Origin of the sequence: Desulfosporosinus meridiei DSM 13257 (assembly GCF_000231385.2) — a bacterium.
Lineage (GTDB): Bacteria > Bacillota > Desulfitobacteriia > Desulfitobacteriales > Desulfitobacteriaceae > Desulfosporosinus > Desulfosporosinus meridiei.
Genome location: NC_018515.1, coordinates 3445824 through 3469923, shown reverse-complemented (window position 1 = coordinate 3469923; position 24100 = coordinate 3445824). Strand labels below are relative to the sequence as shown.

At 41.2% G+C, this 24100-nt stretch carries 19 protein-coding genes; 10 read left to right on the top strand and 9 right to left on the bottom strand.

What is annotated here, in order from left to right; all coding sequences use genetic code 11:
• Positions 1-288: 288 nt before the first annotated feature.
• Both DESMER_RS15960 and DESMER_RS15955 read left to right on the top strand, forming a co-directional pair.
• Entirely contained in the window at positions 289-1734 is a 1446-nt protein-coding gene (locus DESMER_RS15960; RefSeq protein WP_014904102.1) for a DEAD/DEAH box helicase, read from the top strand.
• 302 nt (positions 1735-2036) lie between these two features.
• Complete coding sequence (locus DESMER_RS15955; protein WP_014904101.1) at positions 2037-3029, top strand: NADH:flavin oxidoreductase; 993 nt, start codon at positions 2037-2039, stop codon at positions 3027-3029.
• On the opposite strand, the gene DESMER_RS23145 is transcribed toward DESMER_RS15955, so the two are convergent.
• Positions 2982-3353, bottom strand: a complete 372-nt coding sequence (locus DESMER_RS23145; protein ID WP_242831115.1) for a hypothetical protein — start codon at positions 3351-3353, stop codon at positions 2982-2984. The two genes, DESMER_RS15955 and DESMER_RS23145, sit on opposite strands and share 48 nt — an antisense overlap.
• 224 nt (positions 3354-3577) lie before the next feature.
• On the opposite strand from DESMER_RS23145, the gene DESMER_RS15950 reads away from it, so the two are divergent.
• The 5 genes from DESMER_RS15950 to DESMER_RS15930 all read left to right on the top strand — a co-directional run bounded on the left by DESMER_RS15950 (position 3578) and on the right by DESMER_RS15930 (position 9864).
• Positions 3578-4639 (top strand): alcohol dehydrogenase catalytic domain-containing protein, encoded by a 1062-nt coding sequence (locus DESMER_RS15950; RefSeq protein WP_014904100.1) that lies wholly within the window; start codon positions 3578-3580, stop codon positions 4637-4639.
• A 267-nt stretch (positions 4640-4906) separates the two neighbouring features.
• The gene (locus DESMER_RS15945) at positions 4907-5458 is read left to right on the top strand and encodes a DUF4256 domain-containing protein (RefSeq protein ID WP_014904099.1); all 552 of its coding nucleotides are present in this window, start codon (positions 4907-4909) and stop codon (positions 5456-5458) included.
• Positions 5459-5597: 139 nt separating this feature from the next.
• Positions 5598-7205, top strand: a complete 1608-nt coding sequence (locus tag DESMER_RS15940; protein WP_014904098.1) for a hypothetical protein — start codon at positions 5598-5600, stop codon at positions 7203-7205.
• A 218-nt stretch (positions 7206-7423) separates the two neighbouring features.
• Positions 7424-8920: a hypothetical protein gene (locus tag DESMER_RS15935; RefSeq protein WP_148275295.1), complete on the top strand. Its 1497-nt coding sequence runs from the start codon at positions 7424-7426 to the stop codon at positions 8918-8920.
• Between the two features lie 395 nt (positions 8921-9315).
• Positions 9316-9864, top strand: a complete 549-nt coding sequence (locus DESMER_RS15930) for a hypothetical protein (RefSeq protein WP_014904096.1) — start codon at positions 9316-9318, stop codon at positions 9862-9864.
• 246 nt (positions 9865-10110) lie between these two features.
• Here the strand turns inward: DESMER_RS15930 and DESMER_RS15925 are convergent, their stop codons facing one another.
• The 6 genes from DESMER_RS15925 to DESMER_RS24030 form a co-directional block, all read right to left on the bottom strand.
• Complete coding sequence (locus DESMER_RS15925) at positions 10111-11010, bottom strand: PLP-dependent cysteine synthase family protein (protein ID WP_014904095.1); 900 nt, start codon at positions 11008-11010, stop codon at positions 10111-10113.
• Positions 11011-11315: 305 nt separating this feature from the next.
• On the bottom strand, positions 11316-12203 hold the full coding sequence (locus DESMER_RS15920) for a phosphatase PAP2 family protein (RefSeq protein ID WP_148275294.1): 888 nt from the start codon (positions 12201-12203) through the stop codon (positions 11316-11318).
• Between the two features lie 156 nt (positions 12204-12359).
• Complete coding sequence (locus DESMER_RS15915; RefSeq protein WP_014904092.1) at positions 12360-12911, bottom strand: hypothetical protein; 552 nt, start codon at positions 12909-12911, stop codon at positions 12360-12362.
• Between the two features lie 373 nt (positions 12912-13284).
• Positions 13285-14670 (bottom strand): B12-binding domain-containing radical SAM protein, encoded by a 1386-nt coding sequence (locus DESMER_RS15910; RefSeq protein WP_014904091.1) that lies wholly within the window; start codon positions 14668-14670, stop codon positions 13285-13287.
• Positions 14671-15020: 350 nt separating this feature from the next.
• Positions 15021-16940, bottom strand: a complete 1920-nt coding sequence (gene abc-f, locus DESMER_RS15905; RefSeq protein ID WP_014904090.1) for a ribosomal protection-like ABC-F family protein — start codon at positions 16938-16940, stop codon at positions 15021-15023.
• 100 nt (positions 16941-17040) lie between these two features.
• On the bottom strand, positions 17041-17193 hold the full coding sequence (locus tag DESMER_RS24030; protein WP_014904089.1) for an RAxF-45 family protein: 153 nt from the start codon (positions 17191-17193) through the stop codon (positions 17041-17043).
• Between the two features lie 633 nt (positions 17194-17826).
• Between DESMER_RS24030 and DESMER_RS15900 the strand changes: the two genes are divergently transcribed.
• Positions 17827-19569: a sigma-70 family RNA polymerase sigma factor gene (locus DESMER_RS15900; protein WP_014904088.1), complete on the top strand. Its 1743-nt coding sequence runs from the start codon at positions 17827-17829 to the stop codon at positions 19567-19569.
• Here DESMER_RS15900 and DESMER_RS15895 read toward each other — a convergent pair.
• Entirely contained in the window at positions 19549-19998 is a 450-nt protein-coding gene (locus tag DESMER_RS15895) for a HAMP domain-containing protein (RefSeq protein ID WP_042333863.1), read from the bottom strand. The genes DESMER_RS15900 and DESMER_RS15895 overlap by 21 nt on opposite strands.
• 622 nt (positions 19999-20620) lie before the next feature.
• Positions 20621-21880: a hypothetical protein gene (locus tag DESMER_RS15885; protein ID WP_014904086.1), complete on the bottom strand. Its 1260-nt coding sequence runs from the start codon at positions 21878-21880 to the stop codon at positions 20621-20623.
• A gap of 70 nt (positions 21881-21950) precedes the next feature.
• Between DESMER_RS15885 and DESMER_RS15880 the strand changes: the two genes are divergently transcribed.
• Positions 21951-22736 (top strand): hypothetical protein, encoded by a 786-nt coding sequence (locus DESMER_RS15880; RefSeq protein WP_014904085.1) that lies wholly within the window; start codon positions 21951-21953, stop codon positions 22734-22736.
• 405 nt (positions 22737-23141) lie between these two features.
• Entirely contained in the window at positions 23142-24020 is an 879-nt protein-coding gene (locus DESMER_RS15875) for a uroporphyrinogen decarboxylase family protein (RefSeq protein WP_014904084.1), read from the top strand.
• Positions 24021-24100 lie beyond the last annotated feature (80 nt).

Sequence of the window (24100 nt, the reverse complement as noted above, 5' to 3'; positions counted from 1 at the left end):
GAAGCCAAAGTGTATTTACATGAAGAAGTTAAGGAATCATTGCATAATTCATGCGGAACGAGAGTTGAATAACATGAAACCTCAACCTTGGGAGAATACATAATTTCCTGAGGTTTTCTTATAAGCCAAATCCTACGCGGAGTAAACTATATTGTGAAAGGCTAAGCACAAATTTGCTTAAATATGGATTTGTCTTATAATTTAGTTTAGGTTTTCCCAAAATATTTGGTAATCTTATACTCTGAAAGCCTGAATCAGGAATTGTAATAATGAAAGAGAGACCTCTAAATGAACAAGGGTAATTTTAACGACTTTCAATTAAGTAGTGAATTATTAAAAGCAATTAGCTTACTAAATTTCATCAGTCCCAGTAAAGTTCAGGAGCAAGTGATCCCGGCAGTCTTGGCCCAAAAGGATATCATCGTCAAGTCCCAGACCGGAAGCGGAAAGACGGCGGCCTTTGCTATCCCTATTTGTGAATTAGTGGATTGGGAACAGAATAAACCCCAGGCATTAGTGCTTACCCCCACCAGAGAACTCGCAGTTCAGGTCAAAGAAGATCTGTTTCATATCGGCAGATTTAGAAGAATAAAAGTAGCAGCAATTTTTGGGAAGTACCCTTTTCATGTTCAAGAAAAGGAACTTAAACAAAAAACCCATGTTGTGGTTGGAACCCCGGGTCGCTTGATCGATCATATTGAAAGAGGAACCTTGGATATATCAAATATAAAATACCTAGTCATTGATGAAGCCGATGAAATGTTGAATATGGGCTTTATCGAGCAAATCGAAAGGATCATTGCCAACTTGTCTCATGAACGGGTGACCGTTTTATTGTCAGCGACAATGCCCCAAGACATCAATGTTTTATGCAGTAAGATTATGCGAAATCCCATTCGCGTGGAAATCGAAGAACAGAATCCTGCGGCCGACCGGATCGCTCAGGAAAGATATCTTGTTGATCAGACAGATAAGATGAAGCTTCTTCAAGATCTAACGATGGTTGAAAACCCGGACAGTTGTATGATCTTTTGCAATACTAAGCAAACTGTCGATGAAGTTTACACAGAACTCCTGAAGCTGGACTATTCTTGTGATAAACTTCATGGCGGAATGGAACAACGAGATCGATTGAATGTCATGAAGGATTTTAAACAAGGATATTTCAGATATCTATGTGCGACAGATGTTGCCTCAAGAGGTCTGGATATCGAGGACATTACCTTGGTCATCAATTATGACATCCCCTACGACCGAGAAAGCTATGTTCATCGGATCGGAAGAACAGGACGAGTCAACAAACTGGGTAAAGCCATAACCTTTGTTACCAAAAATGAAGACAAGTTTTTAAAGGAAATCCACGACTACATCGGCAAAGAGATTCTTCTAAAGGAAAGACCGGATGAAGCAACGGTACATGAGTCAAAACAGGATTTTATGGCGAAAAACAATACTTTGCCAGAAATCAAGGAAACAAAAGGCGTGCAGTTGAGTACCGAAATCATGAAGATCCATGTGAATGCCGGGAAGAAAACAAAGATGAGACCCGTCGACATTGTGGGCACGCTTTGCAGTATTGAGGGCATAACCCCGGCAGATATCGGAATCATCAATATCCTGGATGTATCAACCTTTGTTGAAATCTTAAACAATAAGGGTGAGTTGGTGCTGCAGAATCTGCAGAACACTCCGATTAAGGGCCGGCTTCGGAAGGTAAGCAAAGCAGACCGGTAAACTCAAGAACTAGGTGCTTTAACGCAGGCATTTGCCAACACTTCAATCGGACGTCCTCTTCACTATCATTTTGTAATAAGCATGCTGTAGGTTAAACATACAGAAAATTACCCACAGACTTTAGAAATTCCAGAATTATTGACAACAGTTCATACTGAATTAACGAACCCTACTAATTCATATTAATTCTCGTTGCAGTCGGGAATATTAAAAAATGTATCAATCGTATTATCGTAGACGAGATCAGATAGGATAGGCTTTCTCTGTGGAATAACGTTTAAAATTTAAGGAGGGTTCTTTTTATGGCTCATTTACTAGATACATTGCAAGCGGGCGCGTTGACCCTGCATAATCGTCTGATTATGCCTCCCATGGCCACCGCCAAGTCCGAAGCGGACGGTGGTGTAAGCAAGGCGGTCCTCGACTATTATCAAGAAAAATCGAAGGGCGGCTGTTTCTCGCTCATCGTAGTTGAACATAGCTTTGTAAGTCCCGAAGGTAAAGCTAGCAAGAATCAACTCTGTGTTGCTAATGATCATCTGGTGGAAGGATTACGTAGTTTAGCCCAGGTTATTCACAGCAATGGTTCAAAAGCAGTGATGCAAATTAATCATGCCGGAAGCGCCACCACTCAGGAAGTCATCGGTGAGATTCCGGTCGCTCCCTCCCCAGTTCCTCATCCTTGGAATGGAAATACCCCTAAAGAGCTTAGCAAACAGGAAATTACCGATATCGTCCAAGCCTTTCAGGATGCTGCTCGTCGTGTCAAGGAAGCAGGCTTTGACGGAGTGGAGATCCATTCTGCCCACGGCTACCTACTTAACCAATTTTTCTCCCCCTTAAGCAACAAGCGAACCGATGAGTATGGTGGAACGATTCATAATCGCCTTCGCCTCCATCTGCAGATTATCGCAGCAGTCAAAGCTGTTGTGGGCAACGATTTCCCACTACTCTTACGGTTAGGGTCTTGCGATTATAAGGAAGGCGGCATCACGATTGAAGATAGTCAGATAGCGGCTAAAGAATTCGAGAAAGCAGGCATCACCATTCTGGATATTTCCGGCAGTTTCTTAGGTTATAAATCTCCGGGGAGTTCTGAGCAAGGCTATTTCTCCCCTCTGACCGAAGCGATTAAAAAGGTTGTATCCATTCCTGTCATTCTAACTGGCGGCATCACTGAACCCCAAGCGGCTGAGAAATTGTTGGTGGCAGAAAAAGCTGACCTCATCGGCGTCGGTCGCGCGGTACTACAGGATTCTCAATGGGCGAAACGGGCAATTGAAACGTTGCGATGACTTTTGCCGCAGTCGTTTTTTCGATAAGGACGGTCGATCGCCGTAAAATAGCTGAGCACTGACTTTACAGAAAAGCGAGCGGTCAGCATAGGATTTGCTGATTCCATCTAGAGAAATCCCTTGCTTTCCGGAACGGTCACTTTGTTCGAGATGCAGGTCGTTTTTTTTGCGTTCTAAGATCGGCCTGTTTAATTTAGTCAGGCGATCTAAAGCCTTTTGCATCTTTTTAATCTTTTTCTGTTGTTCTTGATAATTTGTAAACTCTGAGAGCAGGCGGCTCTCTTTTTCTTTCTGATAGTCGGTATAGTTCGTTTGATAAGTTATGGCTTCCCCGTCTTCCAGCTTAATGATTTTAAGTAACGGCCGGCAGGATCCCCTTAATCATTGGAATACAGTTCTATAATTTTGAGGAAAAGACAAATCTTTCAAAAAATTCGAGTTAAGATTACATCAGATTTAAATATATGTGTTATAATATTTAGAAGATTATGAATGAAGATTCATTCTTTTTATAATGAAAATCAAAAATATTTAGAGGAGTTGAAGGAATGTTAGAGGAGACAATGAAAGCTCTGGTCTATCATGGGCCAGGCAACTATAGCTTAGATGATGTGCCGGTACCTAAAATAACCAACCCTAAGGATGCTATTGGAAAAGTTACTTTAGCAGCAATCTGTACAAGCGATATTCATATGGTGCAAGGCCATATTCCAACCGCTCCCATGCCCAAAATTGTAGGTCATGAGTTTTGTGTGGAAATCGTCGAAACTGGCTCCGAAGTTAAACATTTAAAACCTGGTATGCGTTGTATTGTATTTCCAGCTGTTTTTTGTGGTCAGTGTAAAATGTGCAAAAGCGGTCTGCCGGGCTTATGTGAAAAATATGGTATATTTGGTGTAGGGGAACTTGAAGGGTCACAAGCAGAATATGTACTGATACCTAAAGCAGACATATTCTGCATACCTATACCTAGCGTCTTAAAAGAAGAAGATGTCATTCTCGTACCCGATATGTTAGCAACAGGTTGGTTCGGCGTGAAGAATGGGGAAGTTAATCCTGAAAAAATAGTGGCGGTTGTAGGTGTTGGACCCGTTGGAATGTCAGCTTGTTTAATTGCCAAATCAATTTTTGGAGCGAAGAAAGTGATTGCTATAGATTTGTTGCCCGAGCGCTTAGAGCTTTTACAACGCAATCATGCAGTTGATGCGGTCATTAATTCAGGCACCGAAAATGTAAAAGAGAGAATTAAAGAGATTACCAAAGGGGCTGGCGTGGATGTAACCATTGAATCGGGTGGCGTCCAACAAACTTTTGAACTGGCCACAAGAATTACTAAATTTGGTGGAATCGTGTCTACAGTAGCAGTATTTTCCAAACCTTTAACCTTATACATGGATAAAATTTTTGCCAAGAACCTTACAATAAAAATGGGAATTCATAAAGGAGAAGGTATTGGGGAAATGCTTAAAAAAATAAAAGAAGGTAAACTCGATGCACGATTTATGCTAACACACACCAAACCTTTAAATGATATTTTAGAAGGTTACGATGTTTTTAGTCACCAAAAAGACGGTTGTGTCAAATGGGCAATAACTCCTTATGAGAGATAGGTATCAGCCGGGTCAATGGGCTAGGGCGATATCAAGTAAAAATTAGCATAGAGTTCTTTGAGGCACTCAAGAAATTGGGTGCCTTTTAAGGAGGAAGAAAATTGTGTTCTATATTAGAGCCCTAAATAATTACTGCTTTTACAATGGAGGCAGACTAATTTAAGTTTAGACTATAGGAGCGTCGTAAAAATCAACTCCTTTATGATTGAAAGGAACCACTGAATGGAATATATAATATGAAAGTATTTTATGATAAGGAGACATAAAATGGATTTGTCACCAGAAAAACGTGAAGAACTACTTAGAACATTAAAAGCCCGTTTTGAGAAAAACATGAAGCGTCATGAAGGGATTGAATGGGCTAAAGTACAAGCAAAGATAGAAGATAATACTGAAAGACTATGGTCGCTTAATGAAATGGAAAGAACAGGCGGTGAACCGGATGTTCTTGGTCTTGACCCAAAGACCGGCCAATACATTTCTTATGATTGTTCTGAAGAAAGTCCTAAAGGCCGCCGAAGCCTATGTTATGACCATGAGGCGCTGGAGTCAAGAAAAGAAAATAGACCCAAAAACAACGTCATTGATATGGCTGCTACCATGGGAATTGAGCTTTTAACTGAAGAAGAATACCGGAACTTACAGAAACTTGGAAAGTACGACACTAAGACATCTAGTTGGATAAAAACGCCTGCTGATATTAGAAAGCTCGGTGGTGCCATCTTTGCGGATTTTCGTTACGGCAATGTCTTCGTGTATCACAACGGAGCCGAATCTTACTATGCTGCCAGAGGGTTCCGAGGCTTGTTGAGGGTGTAAATATAAAACAGTGCGCTGTACAGGGAACAGTGATTTTGGTCCGCATAATCTCTTGAAAACTTCATGCGCCGCAGGCCGATATAACGTTTAACTTCCATGAGGGAATGAACTGTGATGACAAAGGAAGGGAACAAAAACTATGAAAAATGCCAAGGGAAACATCATTACAGCGATTATTTGGGTTGCACTTATCTTAATCTCATATTATTTTCTGCTTGTGCCTATTAACATCCAATCAGTGGGTTTCTGGGCATACTTTTGCAGCATGCTTCTTTTGGGTGCCGGATTATTTCTTTTGCCCCAAGTAGCCGTTAACGAAAAAAAGATTACCTTAAAGAAGAAGCCGCAAGCATGGTCTTATCTGCTCAGGGCGTCAATGCTTATAATAGCAGTTGTCGGAATAATGGAAATTTATTCTACGCCATTATTCCATGCTCACCGATACGCTACTTTAATTGAAAAGCAGGAAGGGAATTTTGCAGAAGATGTTGCAGAAATAGCCTTTAATCAAGTCCCAACCGTTGATAGAGATACCGCCCAAAGATTGGGAGACAGAAAAATGGGTGAGATCGTTGAATTGGTCTCACAGTTTAGTGTTGCTTCGGATTATACGCAAATCAATTACCAGGGAAAGCCGGTTAGAGTGTCCCCCTTGGAATATGCCGGGTTCTTTAAATGGCTTAATAATAAGCAAGCCGGACTTCCAAATTATATTATGGTCGATATGATTAACGGAAAAGTAACTCTGGAAAAACCAAAACACGCTATCATGTATTCAGAAAGCGAACGATTTGGAAGAAATGTAGAACGATACTTAAGATTTAATTATATGAACGATATTTTCGGGAACTTTAGCTTTGAAGTTGATGAAGAAGGTACACCATATTGGATTGTAGCAGTGCTTGAAAAGAAAATTGGTCTTTTCGGAGGTACTGACGTAAAAGAAGTGATTATGTTAAATGCTTCAACAGGAGAGCATCAAAAAATAGGCATTGAAGAGGTTCCAACCTGGGTGGATACAGTCTTTGAGTCTGAACTTGTGGTAGAACAAGTTAATTACAATGGTAAATATCAAGGTGGTTTTTGGAATTCAGTCGTTGGACAACGAGGTGTGCTTGCTTCAACAGATGGATACAACTATCTAGCCATTAATGATGATGTGTATTTGTATACAGGAATAACCTCTGTAGTGCGTGATGAATCAAATATTGGGTTTATCCTAGTCAATCTACGAACAAAAGATATGACATTTTACAGTATACCGTCAGCCGAAGAATATTCCGCTATGGAAAGCGCTCAAGGTGCAGTACAAGAGAAAGGGTATGTCTCGACGTTTCCTCTTCTTTTAAATATCAACGGAAAGCCAACCTATTTCATGTCTTTAAAAGATAACGCAGGGCTTATTAAGATGTATGCGTTAGTAGATGCTGAGGATTATCAAAAGGTAATTATCGGTATTACTGTAGAAGAAACTTTTGCAATGTTTACGAATAAGGGTACAGCCACAACCGAAAAAGTTTCAGAACTCAAAGAACAGTTTGATGTAACAGCTAAGATCACTAATATTCAAAATCTCGTTATCGAAGGAAATACTTATTACTATATCCTGTTAGAAGGACAGGAGGATGTCTTTACTGCAAATATCTCCCAATCAGAAAGATTACCCTTCCTAAAAATTGGCGATACAATCAGTGTGAAATATGTAGAAGAAAAAGAAACAGTCAATAGTATCGTGAAGCTGCTTTAGTAATCAAATTAACATGAGTAAATACTAATGCCCTATGAACAGGATTTTTCTTTTTAGACGTAGTTGGAACTTTCGGCCAAGAGAACAGTTAAGCGAAGTAGATTCTCCTTGACAACTCCAGACTATTGCAGTAGTATAAACTAAAACTATTGCAATAGTCTGGAGTTATTTTCTTGAACAATATCGAACTTAATATGAATTGTGAGGGAGATGACAGTTTGAAAAGGAAGATACAATTAGTTCTCATGTTTGGCTTGCTTTGTGCCTTGTTATGGTCATCGTTAGGGTTCAGCAAGCCTGGACTTAGTACAGGTAAGAGTGAACCAGAGAATACTGATGAAGGCTTACCTGTGGCAGGGCAGCATTTGCAAAATAATTTTAATAACGAAAATAATTGGCTAACGATCAGCGGAATATCAACAAATTATGTCAAGTTGGAAGATATAAACCCTAGCATGGTTCCTGAGATAAAGATGGATCTGAACATTGATTCTTTGGGCGATTTGATTGTCAGAGAAACAAACGACGGGCTTCTCTGCGGTTATAAAGTAAATCTTGCAACGAGTTTGGTTAATGAAAATAATTCTAAAAGCTGGCCTAAAATATTGAAGCTGGATCTTGAAGGCAACGTTGTCTGGGACAAGGTTTACATGTACCCGACAATCTCGGGAGAGATCAATAATCTGCAGGTTTTTCCTGATGGAAGTTATGTCTTTTCAGTTCAGACATCTCCCCGTTACAGTGAGCAGGGCATGATTTGCGAAAAAAGTATCCTTGTAAAATGTGATAAGAATGGGGAAGAACTTTGGCAACGGGAGTTTGACGATGATCTAGGGGATATGCTGCGGTATCTTTTTATCACTGAGAAGGAAGAAATCCTGGCGGTAGGAAAGTGGTTGGGTGAAAACGGGAAACAGACGAGGGGTGGAGAATTCGATATTGTCATTACGAAACTGGCTAAAGATGGTCAGGTCATACAGCAAAAAGGGTATGGGGGCAGTGGCTTTGAAAATCTTGACGGTGCAAAATATGACAAGGATCTGGGAATGCTCATCAATGGCCACACGACATCACAAAATGGAGATTTCGGACTGCCTGAAGGACAAAAGTTTGCTGATTTTGTTGCTAGGATCGCTGTAAACCTTTCCTTGCAATGGGTAGTCAAGACTAACGAAAACGAACACTTTGTCTACAATCAACTTGGCCTTGCTGACGGTTATGTCTATGTTCTTGGTGACAAGGGGAGCAGCGTCATTGAAGGTACTCTTGTCAGCGGATTTCTAATCAAGCTTGATGAAAATGGAAACAGAGTATGGTTGAAATCCGACCTTCATAAGGGGTTGTGGGGGAGTGTTTTATCTTTGCTTCCAAATAACAAGATTATTATTGCGGCAGGACAACAAAATCAAGGCAGTATCTTGGTTGTTGATTATAATGGGCAGGAAGAGAAAAGAATGGATGATATAAAATATGCGGCAGGGAAGATCAGGCCCACGTCGGACGGCGGTTACATAGTTACTGCTGTCAGGGAAATAAAATGTATACCTCAACCGGCCTATGTCTCTTCCATTTGGTATGATACTGAGCTTGTAGTGATCAAATATAAGCATGATAACACTATTGAATGGCGAAAAACTTATGATAAGTACAAAGATGAAAGGGATTTGGATTTTGTGTTTCCTTTAGCTAATGGTAAGGTTATGGTCATAGGTTGAATAAGAAGATTAACCGGCCACTCTTTGATAAGTTACCTAACGATTGCAAAACTCTTAAAAGAGACGTCTAAAGCTCAAATCTGTAACTATTGCCGGTTTTCCAAGCTAATATTTATTCAATATGGACTTAACATCTTCTTTTTGGACAGGCTTAGACAGCATTTGAAGTGGAGAAGCGATCATAAGTAAGCATATGCCTCGCGCCATTCGGCGCGAGGCATATGCTTACTTATGGTTGTTGATGTTACTGGGAGGGGGGCTTCCCTGGAATCATCCTTTTGCCCATCAAGGATAAGTTTCATCCTTATATCTGGAAGATTATGCTATAATGCTTATGACAGGTTATCTTTAAGTTCATAAAGTGATGTAAGTTGTTTGGGGAGAGGTAAATTAAAATGAGAAAAAACATAATTATTATATTGGTTATTTTTGTTCTTTTCATTACTGGCTGTAGCAAATCAAGTGCAAATACTGAAGGTTATCTTAGCAGTGGCACCTTACTTGATACAAATGCAAAAGACATTATGCCAACTCTTGATGATTTACCAGAATACCGGCATATGGAATACAGATATACTCATAAATCATTTGTATTTGAATCTAACTCGGTTGCTCTCATTGTATACTACGATGATAAAACGTATAAGAGTGAAAAGGAAAAATTAGGAGAAAAATATACCTTTCTAGATCAAAAAATCTTTGACGCTAACATAAGTAAAGATATTATTCCTGAACATGAGTTTTCAATCAATAGTTATTCTTTTAAGGTTGTGGCCGGTAATGGAGAAGACAATACACGATTTCCGAAATCTTTCGGTATGATTGGAACATCTGAAGAGAACAAAAGCATTGCATATTTGTATTTTAACGATACGGATTTAGATTATATCGGAGAAGAAAATATGGCTAATTTTGTTAAGGAGTATTTTGAATACGATTTTTAGAGCAATATAATACCCACTATGCCCCACACCGGATAACCAATCTTACCAATCTCCAATCACATTACAAATTCAGGATTATCCAAGTCGGATTACGGGCGAGTTTGATATTAGAATTAAATAGTTGAGGCGATGTATCTCATGATTGCATTCGCGACACTCATTGTTATCAGGCCGCCTCATACTCGAGGCGGCCAGCGGATGATATTCGCTCAATATGTTGTTAGAAGGACTGGAGGATGATATTTATTAACCTGGTGGATTGAACAAACTTGTACTGAGATATTTTTCCCCTCCATCAGAGAAGAGGACTACCACAAAGCCTTCCTTCATATCCTTGATGCATTCCAGGGCCGCAAGCATGGCGGCCCCACTGCTCATACCCACAAAAATCCCTTCCTGTAATACGATGTCCCTGCACATGGCAAAGGCTGCTTCAGATTCAATCATTATCGTCCGATCAATTTTCGTTGGATCGTAGATCTCTGGGACAATTGCCTCCTCCATATTTTTGAGGCCTTGAATGTAGTGGCCGAGAACAGGGTGAGCCTCCACGATCTGAATATTGGAATTTCTATTTTTTAGTCCCATTCCTACACCCATGATGGTTCCAGATGTACCAAGTGCCGAGACAAAATGGGTGACCTTTCCCTGGGTATCCTCCCAGATTTCATTGGCTGTAGTATAATAATGGGCCAGCTTGTTGAATTCATTGGAAAACTGGTTCGGCATAAAATACTTATCAGGATTATTGCGGCAGAGTTCCTTAGTTTTCCTAATCGCTCCGTCAGTTCCCTGGGAAGCCTCCGTAAGGATAATTTTTGCGCCAAAAGCTTCTATCATTTTACGACGCTCAATGGAAACAGACTCGCTCATGACTATTTCCACGGAATAACCTTTTACTGCGCCTGTCATGGCTAGGCCAATTCCGGTATTACCAGAGGTAGGTTCAATGATAATTTTATCTCGAGTTAAGGCACCGCTTTCCTCTGCTTGCTCAATCATTTTTAAGGCAATCCGGTCCTTGATACTACCAGTTGGGTTGAAACTCTCCAGCTTTGCGTAGAGCTGAACATCTGGATTGGGGTTTAGCTTGTTGATTCTGACTAGAGGAGTATGTCCAATAGTAGCAAGAATATTGTTGAACATGTACTTCATCCTTCCAGTATTTTTACCTATTAATATATTATACATCTGCAGTAGGCAGGAATGAGAAAAGAAGTACAATATCCCTTCTTTAAGCTCATAAACCATTATATAATGGGACAGGAGGGTATTGTGAATGCGATGAAAATAAACTTAAATAGCTATGGACTACTCTCGTGCCATGTTTTCTGATGGTCGCCTTCATTACGACTATTCGGGTTTCTTCCGCTGTTGGGGCTGTAAGCCTAGTCATATTCTACACCGTGGAAAACAAAAGGGGAGAAGGTACCTTCCTGAGAGTAAAGATACTAAATTTGGCTGTTAACTTTATCGGCAGTATCATAGGGTTTTGCGGCGAACATTTTATTAAACAGCAAGGGAGCTGCAACGGTTATCCAAAATCCTATGCTAAGATAGCGTATGTAATCTGATGTAAGGGTTTCGCCCAGTACTTCCTTGACAATAATCTTAAGGGCAATCAGTATGGTCATACCAAGAATAAACTTAATAACCTGCTGCCAGATCAGGCCCTTTGCTTCATAATGTATGTACCGGGAATCCAGCAGGTACCCGATGATAAAGCTGGAGAAGGTTCCGGCGATTTTGTAATAGTCATGGGTTCGTACAAGAATCATACCCAGCAGCATTGGAATAAACAGGATTAGCAGCAGTGCCTTCCGGTTTGTCCTTTCGGCATAGCTGAATACAAAATTGGCGGCATATACCCAGGCAAAACCCGCAACTGCTCCGACCGCTACATCCAGAAGTGTATGGACTCCTAGATAGAGCCTGGACATAGCCATAAGGATCACCAGTATGATCCCTGCAGCATAGATCCATCTTCTTCGGAATGCTGATGCTGCGGCTGTGCTCAAGGCCGATATACCCTGAGTATGACCGCTGGGGAAGGAATAGCCTGTGGCTGTTTCTGGTCTTATAGGGATAATGCTTTTATCCAGTACAAAAGGTCTTGGTATTTTAAAAGCCTCTTTCAAAGAAAAATTGAATATCCAAGATGTCAGGTAGGCAAAGCCAATCACGTAACCGGACTTTTTACTCACACACCACAATATTAGGCATAAAATCGCAATAGCAAAATAGTCTTCACCCAATACGGTAATCGAAGTAAAAACCTGGTCTAGCACAGGATTTCTGATAGATTGAATCCACTTAAGCATTTCCAGTAAATATTCCATTGATTGATACCCCCCTCGTCGCACGATTGCTCCTTTTCTTACTATAAAGTAAATTTTTAAAAAAATACACCCCCGACGGGTGGAGCTATCCCGTCGTAGGGTGTAGTTGTCTTGAGCTTAGGAATACAATTGTATCCTGATCGGTCTGAATTTGAATCAAGTGGTTGATAGTTCCTTGCTTTGGCTTAATAATTCCTTATTTTGTTTGTATTTCAGGAATCCTCCTACTCCCAGAAGTTCGGCATAGGGAGCAAATTTTAAAAATGCTAAGTTAGTCCAAATGTAGCCAAAATTATTAAATGACCCACCGGCTAGGAACTGTACATTCATAAACATTGCTAAAAGAGCAAACCAGAATATCCGAAATCCCAGGAGCATTGATAAACCCACTAACAGTTCGAAAATTACTACTAAGGTATCTGTCACACCTGGCATACTTAGAAAGATATTTTGCGCTAGCCAAGAAAATCCTTTGTTAATGTATAGTGGATCGAAGTTGGTAACCTTTGGACCTGCTATATTAGTAATGAGAGTTTCAATTTTTCCGGCTGAATTTAGTTTGCCATCAGAAAACCAAGCTAACTTGTGCGAAGCAGACTCTACCCAAGCCCATCCATAGATTAATCTTGTTACTGTGAAGATGATCACCAATAAAGCAACTTTCCGATCTCTAAACTGTGTCTTTACTGTTTCAATATAAGATGTCATAAAATCTCCTCCTAAAATAATTTAAATAGATTCTTTTACACCTGGTTAAAGCTAAAGAAGAATAGAGCCTTAGGTATAAACATCTGGTGAAGTGTGTAATTATAATGTTATAATTATTATAAATTAAATATTAATATAAGTAAAGAATTAATTTATTATTTTTAAATATTCTTCAATGGTCTTGAATAATTCAGCACAGAATAAGCCTCCTCCTGTAGAGTTTCAAATATCTGCAGGAGGAGGCTTTGCCGAATAACCTTGGGGAATTGCACCCCTGTATCGAGAACTACCACAAAAGCGTCTAAGTGTGTATGCTTTAATTTAAAGTTTGCCTGTCTTGACTCCTAAAGGCAGAATTGAACCCAGACTTAACTCATCTGATTCTCTCCCCACGGAGCAAGGCCTGGAGGTCAGCAAGCCCTACTTTCCACCCATCGGCTAGTTGTAAGGCTGTCTGCTTGACCATTGCATATCCCTGAACTACTTTCCACGTAAAGCTCACGGCTGGTTCATCAAACGTGTAATCACACATCCACGGCTTGGGTTTGGTCAGGCGCCCCTCCTTCTCGAACAGGCGTTCCAGAGGAGTCCCAACCCCGGCTTCGATCTTACTATAGTTAAAAGCTTCGGGGTTACCAACCGAGCGTAGAAACTCCCCGTTTTGCATAAGTTCATTGAAAGATAACGTCGGATCAAACGGGATATACCCGATTTTAGTCGGCAGGCCCCACTCTTTTAGCTTGAGCAAAGCCTGGCGGTTTTGCTCGACTGTCGTTCCTTTGCCGTAGCGGTCGAGTATACGCTGAACGCCTGACTCGATGCCCATGCGAACCTCTACGCACCCTATGTCACGCAAAGCCTTGAAAAGGTCTTCCTCCACGTTGTCTACCCGGCACTCTATCGAAAACTTTAAACGCAGATCACGCCGCCGCAATTCCTCGATAAAATCCCAGGCCCTCCGAACCCCCACCTCACCGCGGCCGAAGAAGTTATCATCTAAAAAATCAAGATGGCTCACCTTGTAACGTCGCTGCAGTTCCTCGATCTCGTCGACGACGTTGCCGGCGCTGCGTGGGCGCCACTTTGGCCCGGGCGATTTAGCATTCATTGCAGCTGGACAGCAAAAGATACAGTGCCCATCGCACCCTCTGGAGGAGATAACCATTGGCAGTCGGCCCCATCTGAGGATATGTGGCAGCGTATCCCGAGCCGGGAAAGGCAGCGCATCGAGATCCTCTATGAGAGGGCGAGGTCCGTTGGCCCTAACCGTGTCGCCATCCCGATAATGCAGGCCGAGTATCTTAGTTAAAGAATCTCCTGAGGGTCTCGGGGAGCCGCACGAGTTGAGGGCCTCCAGCAGCTCCGGCAGCGTTTCCTCGCCCTCCCCAACCATGAGGCTATCCAGGCCTGGAACTAATCCTAGAATATCAGACTCCATCATCGTAGCGACTGGCCCGCCCGCTGTAATATGTCCTGTGTAGCCTCCGCGACGCAGACGCTCCACCAGGTCGATCACAATTGGCATGTTGACTTGGAGCAGACGAAAGCCGACCAGATCTGGCTTTTGGTCCTGAACGTATTTGAGCGTTGCGGACACACCGAGCCGGAAAAGTGACGCATCAAGAATGGTAACTTGGTATCCTAACTGCCTGAGAACGGCAGCCAAGTAACCGAGACCGAGATTTTCGCTGTGAGGTTCCCAAAGCCGGAGATCCGCAGGTGGGTTGATGAGCATGATTTTTCGGAATGCAACGTGCATAGTAGTCCTCCTTATTTCATTTTGAACTCGTATTTTTTCCTAGCACTATTCGTACCTTCGTCGAACTGATTAGGGTAACTCTCTCCCCCCAATATTACTCGACATGTGGTTACATGAACATTGATATATCGTATTAATTACACATTTATCCTCTATTTCCTTCAATTAGAACAAAAGATAGTAATTCCGAATACGCTCCGTTAATTTAGTTTTTGTTCTTCCTTTCGATTGTTTTTAACATTGTTCAACTTGAAAGATGTCAAGGGGATTTCTTTTCTTACCAATAAGTTCAATTATTGCAGATTGGAGATCAGGAGGATGAATTCGAAATAACCATTACTCATGAGTTTCTAGGACTTCTCAGATATCCTAACCCACTTCTCGTACAAAAAATTAAGTCGGCTTTCAATTGTTTCCCGTTCATCCTGAAATGAAGCTAGTCTTGATGAGTCAAAAGAAATTGCAGGAGTAGACATTTGTACCTCAATATTGAGAATTTGTTGTTCCAGTGCGGTTATTTCCTTTTCTAGTTGAGTGGCTGATTTATCTGGATTAGCCGTCTTTGGATCAGACGCTTTAACCTGCTGGTCACATTCAATAGAAAGGCTATACGAACTGTCTGTTTTACCTGCGAGCTTAATAATTTGTTGGTTCTTTCTTTCCAGATAGTCATTATAATTCCCCAAGTACGCAGTAATCTCGCCTTGGTTAAGCACCCAAACCTTGTGAGCCAAACGATTGATAAAATACCGGTCGTGAGAGACTGCCAGAAGCGTGCCGGGAAACTCCTCTAAGGCTTCTTCCAGAGCTTCCCGGGAATCAATGTCCAGGTGATTCGTAGGTTCATCGAGCAATAACAGATTTGGCCTTTGGTACATAAGTAATGCTAGTTGCAGCCGACTCCATTCTCCACCGGACAAACTGCTAATCTTCTGGAAGACGTCGGAACCGTAGAAGAGAAATTTTGATAACTGTTTTCTGGCTTCACCTTCTTCCATGTCCAGTTCTGCACGGAAATATTGAAGGACGGTTTGGTCGGACTTGAGGGGTGCACTGTCTTGAGAAAGATATCCGATGTCAACTCGTGAGCCAAGACGTATTTCACCGTGATCTGGGTTTTCCTGATCTAAGATTAGTTTTAGAAGAGTACTTTTACCGCAGCCGTTTTTTCCGATGAGGACGGTTCGATCGCCGTAGAATAACTGGGCACTGACTTTACAGAAAAGCGAGCGGTTAGCATAGGATTTGCTGATTCCTTCCAGTGAAATCACTTGCTTTCCGGAACGGTCACTTTGTTCGAGATGCAGGTCGATTTTTTTGCGTTCTAAGATCGGTCTCTTTAATTTAACCATTCGATCTAGGGCCTTTTGCATTGATGCGGCACGGCGATGAAAACCGGGATTCGGCGGATTGCAGTTGCCCCACTCAATTAATTGTTTGATGGATTCCTGCATCTTTCTAATCTTTTTCTGTTGTTCTTGATAATTTGTAAACTCAGAGAGCAAGCGGCTCTCTTTTTCTATCTGATAGTCCGTATAGTTGGTTTGATAAGTTACGGCTTCCCTGTCATCAAGTTCAATGATTTTAGTTATCACTCTATTTAAAAAGTAGCGGTCATGAGAAACAACGATAATGGTGCCCTTATAGTTATTTAAAAAGGTCTCAAGCCATTCGATGGAAGACATGTCCAGGTGATTGGTTGGTTCGTCTAGTAATAAAATATCAGGCTGGGTCAATAGTAAGGCAGCTAAGCCCACTTTCGTTTTTTCTCCGCCGGATAAAGAGGAAAATGGCCGCGGATAGTAATCTGCCGTGATACCGAGTCCAATGGCAATCCCGTCGATATAGGAAGGGATTTGGTATCCACCAGCCTCTTCGAACTTTTCCTGAAGTTTGCCATATTCCAGTATAAGCTGACTAAGTTTATTCTCGGTGTTCATGGGGTCGGACATTTTTTGCGCGAATTGTTCTAGTTGGTGCTGCCACTTCTTTATTTCTTGAAAGCACTGTTCCAATACTTCATAGACGCTCATGTTGTCGTTATATTCGGGGGCCTGAGCCAAGAAACCAATCCTGGCATTTTTGCGTATGGCGATTTGCCCTTGTTCAGGGTGAAGGGATCCTATGATTAATTTCAAGATTGTGGACTTTCCTGTTCCGTTACGGCCTATTAGGCCTACTCGTTCTCCTTGCCTGATTTCAAAGGAGACGTCGGTAAGCACTTCATTGGTGCCAAAAGATAGTTTAATGTGTTGAAAATTTATAATCATGTTCATTCTCCTTTAGGGAAATGACACTTTCACGGATTTAAGCATAAAAAAACCGCAGGGAAATGTCCCTACGGTCGCAGCTTTAAGGTTTCGTTGCGGGTCATGGTAGGCGTGTCATTTCGTGATTTTGTTGATCCGTACTCAGTTGCTTAAAAATGGGCACAGCTATCCCGTTAAATGAAACTGCATACATAATTCCGAAAATTGTTACTGGCAACTGTTCAAGACGGAGCATTGCAAAATCACGATTCATCCTACCACACCTCCTTAACTGAATGATATGAATATAGTAACATAATTTTTGTGGAATAATCAACAACTGTATCTGACAAAACAAGCTGGATTATTAGAGTTTAAGAGTGACGACTGGTAAGAAACAGCGGAATTTCAGGACTCTGCCACTAAGAAAAATCTGAGGAACAAGTTAAAATTATGCTGTATAATGAAGAAGAAATAACCGCCCCTAGTCGGATGGCGGTTATTTCTTGTAATCTCTAATTCGGGCTAACCGTTTGGTTAGACAATCTGGCGGGCTGGCGTGATTGCAACACGTCAGTCCTTTTCTACGATTGCTTACCTCTGTACCGCTTGGAAATATATGGAGCGTTCTGTTGCTGGGTCTGTAATAAAGTAGTGCCTAAGATTAGGCAGAGAATGCAGCTTTGAAGTCTTAATGTAAAAAATAGTATAGTAATAGGAATATTACTATTTTATTGGATTTTTTATAAAAAAGTCCTTTGTTATATACAAAAACAGAAAATATATATAAATGACTAGACTAGGCTCGTAATATTTTTTTTACAACTGTGGAACTTTTTAACCCTATCATGAATCCTAAGTACTGAAATGCATTTCCAATTGAAATAGTTGAGGTGAGGATCAAAGCGTGAAAAAAGATCTAATTGGGAGGGCTCGGCAGGGTGACCTTGACGCTTGGGAAGTATTAATCCGGGAAATCTATCCCCATGCTTCTAAACAGGCTTTCTGCCTGCTGAGAGATAAAGATCTGGCCCAGGATGCCGTCCAAAACACTATACTTAAGGTTTTTAATAACCTGTCAGGCTTAAAAGATGAGGTTGCTTTTACCGGTTGGTGGCGGCGGATATTAACCAACGAAGTATACCTGTTGCTGCGTTTCAGCAGCAGGGTAATGCCGGGGATATCACCGGAACTTCTAACTACCGGGGAACTGTCTGTCGAGGATGCAGTCACGCTAAAGTTGGAAATGGGGCAGGCGATTAAAAGGCTTCCTCTGGAACAACAGCAAATCCTACTTGATATTGATCTGCGAGGATTGAATTTACAGGAAGCTGCTGAAGAATACAATCTACCTCTGGGAACAGTCAAGTCTCGGTTATTTCGGGCTCGGGCCCGTCTGCAGGAGACACTGAAAGATTATCGAAAAAAGCCAAAGGAGCGATTAGACATGACGTTAGAGTCATCAGATATCAAGGATCGAATTTGTGACTATTTGGAAGGAACCATGGAGGCAGCGGCCAGAAATTCTTTTGAGCAAGAACTTTCGCAAAACCCTGCCTGGCAAGAGGAGATGAAAAAGCAGAAGGACTTTTTGACATTCTTGCATTCATTAACCGGAAAAATAACCCTTTCCGTAGCCGAGATTAAGGATAAGGTGCAGGCGGTGATAGAGAAAACAGAGGATTACGAGGAAATCGTGGATGCTACTTTCTTTGAGCAGGGAAAACCGACCACCATGACCTCCCATATCTGGTTTAAAAAGCCCGATTGCTATCGGACAGACGGGGACAGTGGGGTAACCGGGCCCATAACGGTAATTATGAAAGACGGAGTTATGTTGAGTTGGCTTGCCGATAAGCGCCAAGTCAGTAAACTTATCTTAAGCCAGGAATACAGAGAACGCGGCAACTTTAATTTCCCGGACAGCCTCAAGGCCATGGTCGAGAATAAATCTAGCCGGATCTTAGGTACGGAATACCTGCAAGGTCGACCCGTTCTTCATGTGCAATTCAGTGAAAAAGTCCCCGGGCTGGGGGAAATGAATACGCATCACTGGATGGACAAAGAAACCTGGATGCCAATACGAACTGAATATTATAATGTCAAAGGAGAGCTGGTAAACCGCAGGGAAGTGAGGGAGCTTCGCCTCAATCAGGGACTGCCTGATTCCCTGTTTGAACTAGATCTTCCTGAAGGGGTAACTATTGAGGAGGAAAACACTCAAGTTCTCAATCTTCCTCAGGATATAATCCTGACGGAGGCAGCAGAGCGTTTTGATCAAGTGCCCTATATTTTGGAGGGTCAGAATTATAAGATCAAACACCAATGGATTGAAGTAAAAGAGGGTAAAGGTGCTCTGCTCAGTATGTATTTCGTCCTAGGTGAGCAGAACCCGTTGTTGATTGTTACCCAAGGGCCGGTGCCGCATACCAATCTACCTCCAAATGCTAGTCAAGAACCCGTAGAACTTGAGTTTGACGGCAGGAAAGCAACCGGAGGACTCATTAAGATAGATTTAGCGGGTGTCAAATATATGCTCGATTGGCAGGACAATGGCTACTATTATTCCTGCGGCGGGCAGCTAGAAAAGGATGAGTTGCTCAAAATTCCCGGAAAATTGACCCGGGTATTACCGCGCCTTAGTGAGTAGCGTATGATACGAGTCCAAATTTAAATAAAGCATATACCTATGCGTTGGTAATAGGATTCTTTGCTGAATGCCTGCCGACATCTGTTGTACCACGGTGGAAGTATCGTTGGCCCCGATCAACTGCTCTTGTATGCCTTTAGAGACATCTAAAATTGAACCCGCAACCTGATTCGCGGCTTGAGATGACTGGTCGACACTGGCTGTCATCTCCTCTGCCGATGCCGCTACCAGCTCTGAAGACGTATCGATTTTCTTCACAAGATTGCGTAGATTACCTGCCATCGTTTCAAAGGTCCGTGCTAAACGCCCCATTTCATCCTGTGATTGCACATCAATGCTGGTTACGCTCAGATCGCTGCCGTCAATTCTGCTAGCCACCCCTTCTAGAATCTGCAATGGTTTTGCAATATGGGTGGCTGTTAAAAACAAAAATAGCTAAAATTAGTACTGTTCCTCTTTTTACGAATGAGGGGGCTTCGCCTCAAACAGGGACTGCCTGATTCCCTGTTTGAACTGGATCTTCTACCGGAGAACACAATTTCAGAAGGACTCACCAGTCTGGCAGGACTTATCCTGTTTCTGGGAATCTGGAAAAAAATTAACCTTGCGTTCGGCGAATAGTCTAGGGATAAGTTTCGTCTTTTTGTCTAAAAGAATAGGCGTGAATAGGTGATTATTTGAACTCCTAGAGATTTTTGCATCTATCTCTTCTCTTGGAAATATTGGTAAATACCCATATGTATGTATTGTACATAATAAAAGAAATCGGTAAGGCCCACATGCTCAACCATGATCTTTCAGAAAGATCGATGAAATAATAGTAGTACAATCCACCTAAATATATGCTAGCTGATGCAACTAATTTAGCAATCATTTTGGCCTTGAGATAAGAGGGCTTACTATTTTTGTTATAGGATAGTGAAAATGTTGGTTTTAGTTTTTGAACGATTGCTGTCAATAGAATGAAAGTCGCTAATATAAACATCGTTTCTATAGTATCCAAATTTATCAGTCTGTGGAGTTCCTCCGAAGACAATATATCCCACCCCTTTTAATTCACATTCCCTATAAGCATTTCGGTAAGATCTTTAACTAACTTCCCCTGTTCGTCACAGATCTTTGCTCTGACCAAATCATTCTCTATAGTGAAGTAAAGAATATATTTGCTTCTGAAATCACCTTTCACTACAGGGATTGTGGGATCAGGTATGCTTTTTCTGGCAATGTTAACCGGCCCAAAGAGATTCTCATCTTCGAGGATAACTTTGGGTTCTTGTTCATAACTACATATCTTTAGCTTACCCCTATGGTTCGCATCATAACTGGCATAGATTAATGAATAATCCTGATTGTAGGTAGTTGAGGAGACAGCAGGCACAGCTCCTAGAGGATCTGTGTTAAAAGGAATAGTATCCAATTTAAGCATATTTGGGTTATCGGATCTGTTTCTTCTAACCATAAAAATATTTAAGGTTTGATCATTAGCTGAGCTAGGGGAGTCATTGTTCAAACTCATACCGATAAAACCGTATCCATCCTCGATAGCTTGTGCTTGAACAACCTTGATTACAAGTGGGTTATTAGAGATGGTTAAGGGCATACCATCAAAAGCCATGGAGTAGAGGTCAATCCCGTTACTAGTAAGTGTTGTATAGGTAAGGGTACGGTCTAGGGTGTTGGCATTGATTACTTGATAGGGTTTTCGCAAGAAGGTCATATCTTGGTTGGCTGGGCTATTTGTTTCGAAAAAAGGAAAGGCCCCTTGCTCAAAATTCTTTACATATAGTAAATTATCATTGGCTCTAGAGTAATAGAGGTTACCTTTGAAATCCATACTATTAGCTTCATTAAAACCATCGATGGGTATGAGCTCCTGTTTAGGATACAAATTCTGCTTATCATCCCTGGAGAGGGTAGTTTTAACCACTCCATCTCTGTAAGCTGTAATTATACTCTTTTCTGAGAAGGGACTAGCAAACAAAATAACATCCTCAAGGTATTGGTGAGTCGGAAATTCTGCTAAGAGTGTACTCTTACCGGTAGCAACATCTAAATAGGATAGGTAAGAATAACTAATATCATCCTTGAGATTTGTCGCTAAAACTAAAACAGCGTTTTCAGTTAATATAGAATTATCTAGCCAAACAATATTTTTAATTTGGCCGAACTTTGAAGAAGTAAATTCAAGAAAAGGTTCCCGAAAGTTGGGCTTAGGAAGTGCCTTGTAGGTGGAAAGTTGAGTGAAAGCAGTAGCCAATAATACGACAAGTGTAAAGAAGAACATAAAGTATTTCTTCATATCTTGGACCAATACCCCCCTCCATAATATGGTATAATAATTAATTATATCACAAATTAGCTGGTCTAAAGGAGCGGAGCGAATGTCTATAACTGATAAATTAAACGAACAGTTTCAAGCTATTCATAAAGTTATTTGGATTATTTTGCTGCCCGTAATTTTAGATATTGGCGAACTAAGTCTTTTTGAAAGAATTTTGAAGAGTGAATACCAGCCTATCTCCAGACTATTCAACTTAAAAATAGGGTTTATTTCAGCCCCACCTAGTATTAGATATATCTTGGAAGATTTCCCGTCTCTGATCTTTCAGTATAATTATTTGAGCCCTTTTCAAGGAGTTATAAATCAAGTCAACCTGGCTAACGTGTTACTTCTTTTATCGATTGTTCTTGTCACAAGTTTTTTGAATAGTGGTTATATGTCCGTTATTGGCCAAGCTGGGTATAAAAGGGTAACTGTCAAAGACTTTTTCAGAGAGGGTAATAAATTATGGTTTAAGTTTTTTATCCTTGCGCTTTTGGAGGTTATCCCCTTTCTCTTGATCTTAATTAAAAGGGAATTTGGTTATTTTAGTTTGGGATATGTTGCTTTAGTTTACGTAAAGTACTCAATGGTTGTTGATCAAGTAAGTATAAGGGATAATTTTAAACTTGGAATTAGTTTCTTGTTTAAAAACTTAGGTTTAACCATCAAGATGGCCTTTTCTTTTGGGATTTTGTTTTCTCTTGTGGGGATAAGTATTCACCCTTTAGCAGCCATGGGCTTCTATGGCATTGTCATCGGAGCAATTATTACTGCTTATTTTGGAGCAATTATTAATAAAGCTGTGCTGGAGATCTATCGAGAGGTATCCGAAAAACAACATTAAGTTCAGTGATCGTAAACGATACTATGATTGTTTTATAAGCTATCACCCAAACAGGGAAGATCCATCAGAGGTGGTTTCTTTTGTTCGGGAATACCTTGAGGAAGAACTGTCAAAGTATGTAGTTTCGTTAGAAACACAAATGAAATCTCTATCAAGCAATGTTAAATGCACGGTCATTTGCATTCTGAACTTAACACCAAAATAACGCCCCGAGTGGGGGCGTTATTTTATTTGACCTTTTCATGCCATTCTTATCTTCTATTCGAAAAGATTAGTAGATTCAGTAAAATTTACACAAAAATTTGAAGAGACATGGTATAATTTTTTAGTTAGGCTAGAACATTATTAAATGGTTATGATAATTCGTTTTAAACATAACGTCTAGATATAGTAAGGAGGAATTCTATGATCCAATTTACAAATTATAAATGCCCTGAAGGATCAGATACCAGCGGTTTCACAGAGAGAGTGGTGGAAAAGGTGGGTTTGCCTTTTCCCGAGGCTTACACTTATGGAGAAGGGATGGCCAGGATTGCTTGCACCCTGCGAGAAGCAGAAGGAGGCACCCTCTGTATGGTGCCTTTCTGTCATACCGTTGAAGCGGAAAATTTAGGCGGCAATATCAAGCTGGGAACGGCAGCCATTGGGCCACGCTGTCGGGAACCGGTGTGCCAAGATGAAGAAGATTTGTTGGGCTTACCCGCTTTAGATTTTGAGAAAGGTCGCTTAAAAGAGACCCTGGAAGCAGTGAAACTTCTTAAAGCAGCCAAGGAAGCGGTTGGCATTGAGATCTGCGGCCCAATGACGATCTTAAACAATTTAAGCGATATTAGCAGAGTCTTTAAGATCTGGAGAAAAAATCCCGAAGTCATTGAAAAAGTAGTAGAGAAGATACGCCTTCAGCTGTTACGGTATATTGAAAAATCCCTCGAAGTTGGAGTGGACTTCATTGCCTTTGAAGATCCTGTGGGGGGGCTGAATATCCTTGGGCCCAAATACTTTGAATTGCAGGGACGACATTTTTCTAGACCTTTTGTGGAAGAAGCATTGAAGATAATTGGCGGGCAGGTGGTAATGCATCTCTGTCCTAAGACTGCCCTTCAGTTAACGGCGCTGGGAATGGCTGAGTGGGAAAGCTACCCTTTGCCTGAACCCATGTCCTATGCCCAAGCCTGTTTGGAACTGCGAGGTCAAGTTAACTTTGTAGGAAATGTCTGTATCCATAATCGTAATAGCATGCTCAAGGATGCCCAAATCAAGACCTTAAAGCTTCGAACATCTTAATTTCCAGTGACCTTGTTCAGCTAAAGCTGAACATCAAACACCCACTTACAAGAAGGGGAGTCTCGGTATTGATTAACAGA

Excerpts from the sequence above, each read along its gene's own strand:
- DESMER_RS15940 (WP_014904098.1), top strand. The coding sequence starts at position 5,598 with ATGAAAAATGCCAAGGGAAACATCATTACAGCGATTATTTGGGTTGCA.
- DESMER_RS15960 (WP_014904102.1), top strand. The coding sequence starts at position 289 with ATGAACAAGGGTAATTTTAACGACTTTCAATTAAGTAGTGAATTATTA.
- DESMER_RS15915 (WP_014904092.1), bottom strand. The coding sequence starts at position 12,911 with ATGACATCTTATATTGAAACAGTAAAGACACAGTTTAGAGATCGGAAA.
- DESMER_RS15945 (WP_014904099.1), top strand. The coding sequence starts at position 4,907 with ATGGATTTGTCACCAGAAAAACGTGAAGAACTACTTAGAACATTAAAA.
- DESMER_RS15880 (WP_014904085.1), top strand. The coding sequence starts at position 21,951 with ATGTCTATAACTGATAAATTAAACGAACAGTTTCAAGCTATTCATAAA.
- DESMER_RS15955 (WP_014904101.1), top strand. The coding sequence starts at position 2,037 with ATGGCTCATTTACTAGATACATTGCAAGCGGGCGCGTTGACCCTGCAT.
- abc-f (WP_014904090.1), bottom strand. The coding sequence starts at position 16,940 with ATGATTATAAATTTTCAACACATTAAACTATCTTTTGGCACCAATGAA.
- DESMER_RS15920 (WP_148275294.1), bottom strand. The coding sequence starts at position 12,203 with ATGGAATATTTACTGGAAATGCTTAAGTGGATTCAATCTATCAGAAAT.
- DESMER_RS15875 (WP_014904084.1), top strand. The coding sequence starts at position 23,142 with ATGATCCAATTTACAAATTATAAATGCCCTGAAGGATCAGATACCAGC.
- DESMER_RS15950 (WP_014904100.1), top strand. The coding sequence starts at position 3,578 with ATGTTAGAGGAGACAATGAAAGCTCTGGTCTATCATGGGCCAGGCAAC.
- DESMER_RS15930 (WP_014904096.1), top strand. The coding sequence starts at position 9,316 with ATGAGAAAAAACATAATTATTATATTGGTTATTTTTGTTCTTTTCATT.
- DESMER_RS15910 (WP_014904091.1), bottom strand. The coding sequence starts at position 14,670 with ATGCACGTTGCATTCCGAAAAATCATGCTCATCAACCCACCTGCGGAT.
- DESMER_RS24030 (WP_014904089.1), bottom strand. The coding sequence starts at position 17,193 with ATGAATCGTGATTTTGCAATGCTCCGTCTTGAACAGTTGCCAGTAACA.
- DESMER_RS15925 (WP_014904095.1), bottom strand. The coding sequence starts at position 11,010 with ATGTTCAACAATATTCTTGCTACTATTGGACATACTCCTCTAGTCAGA.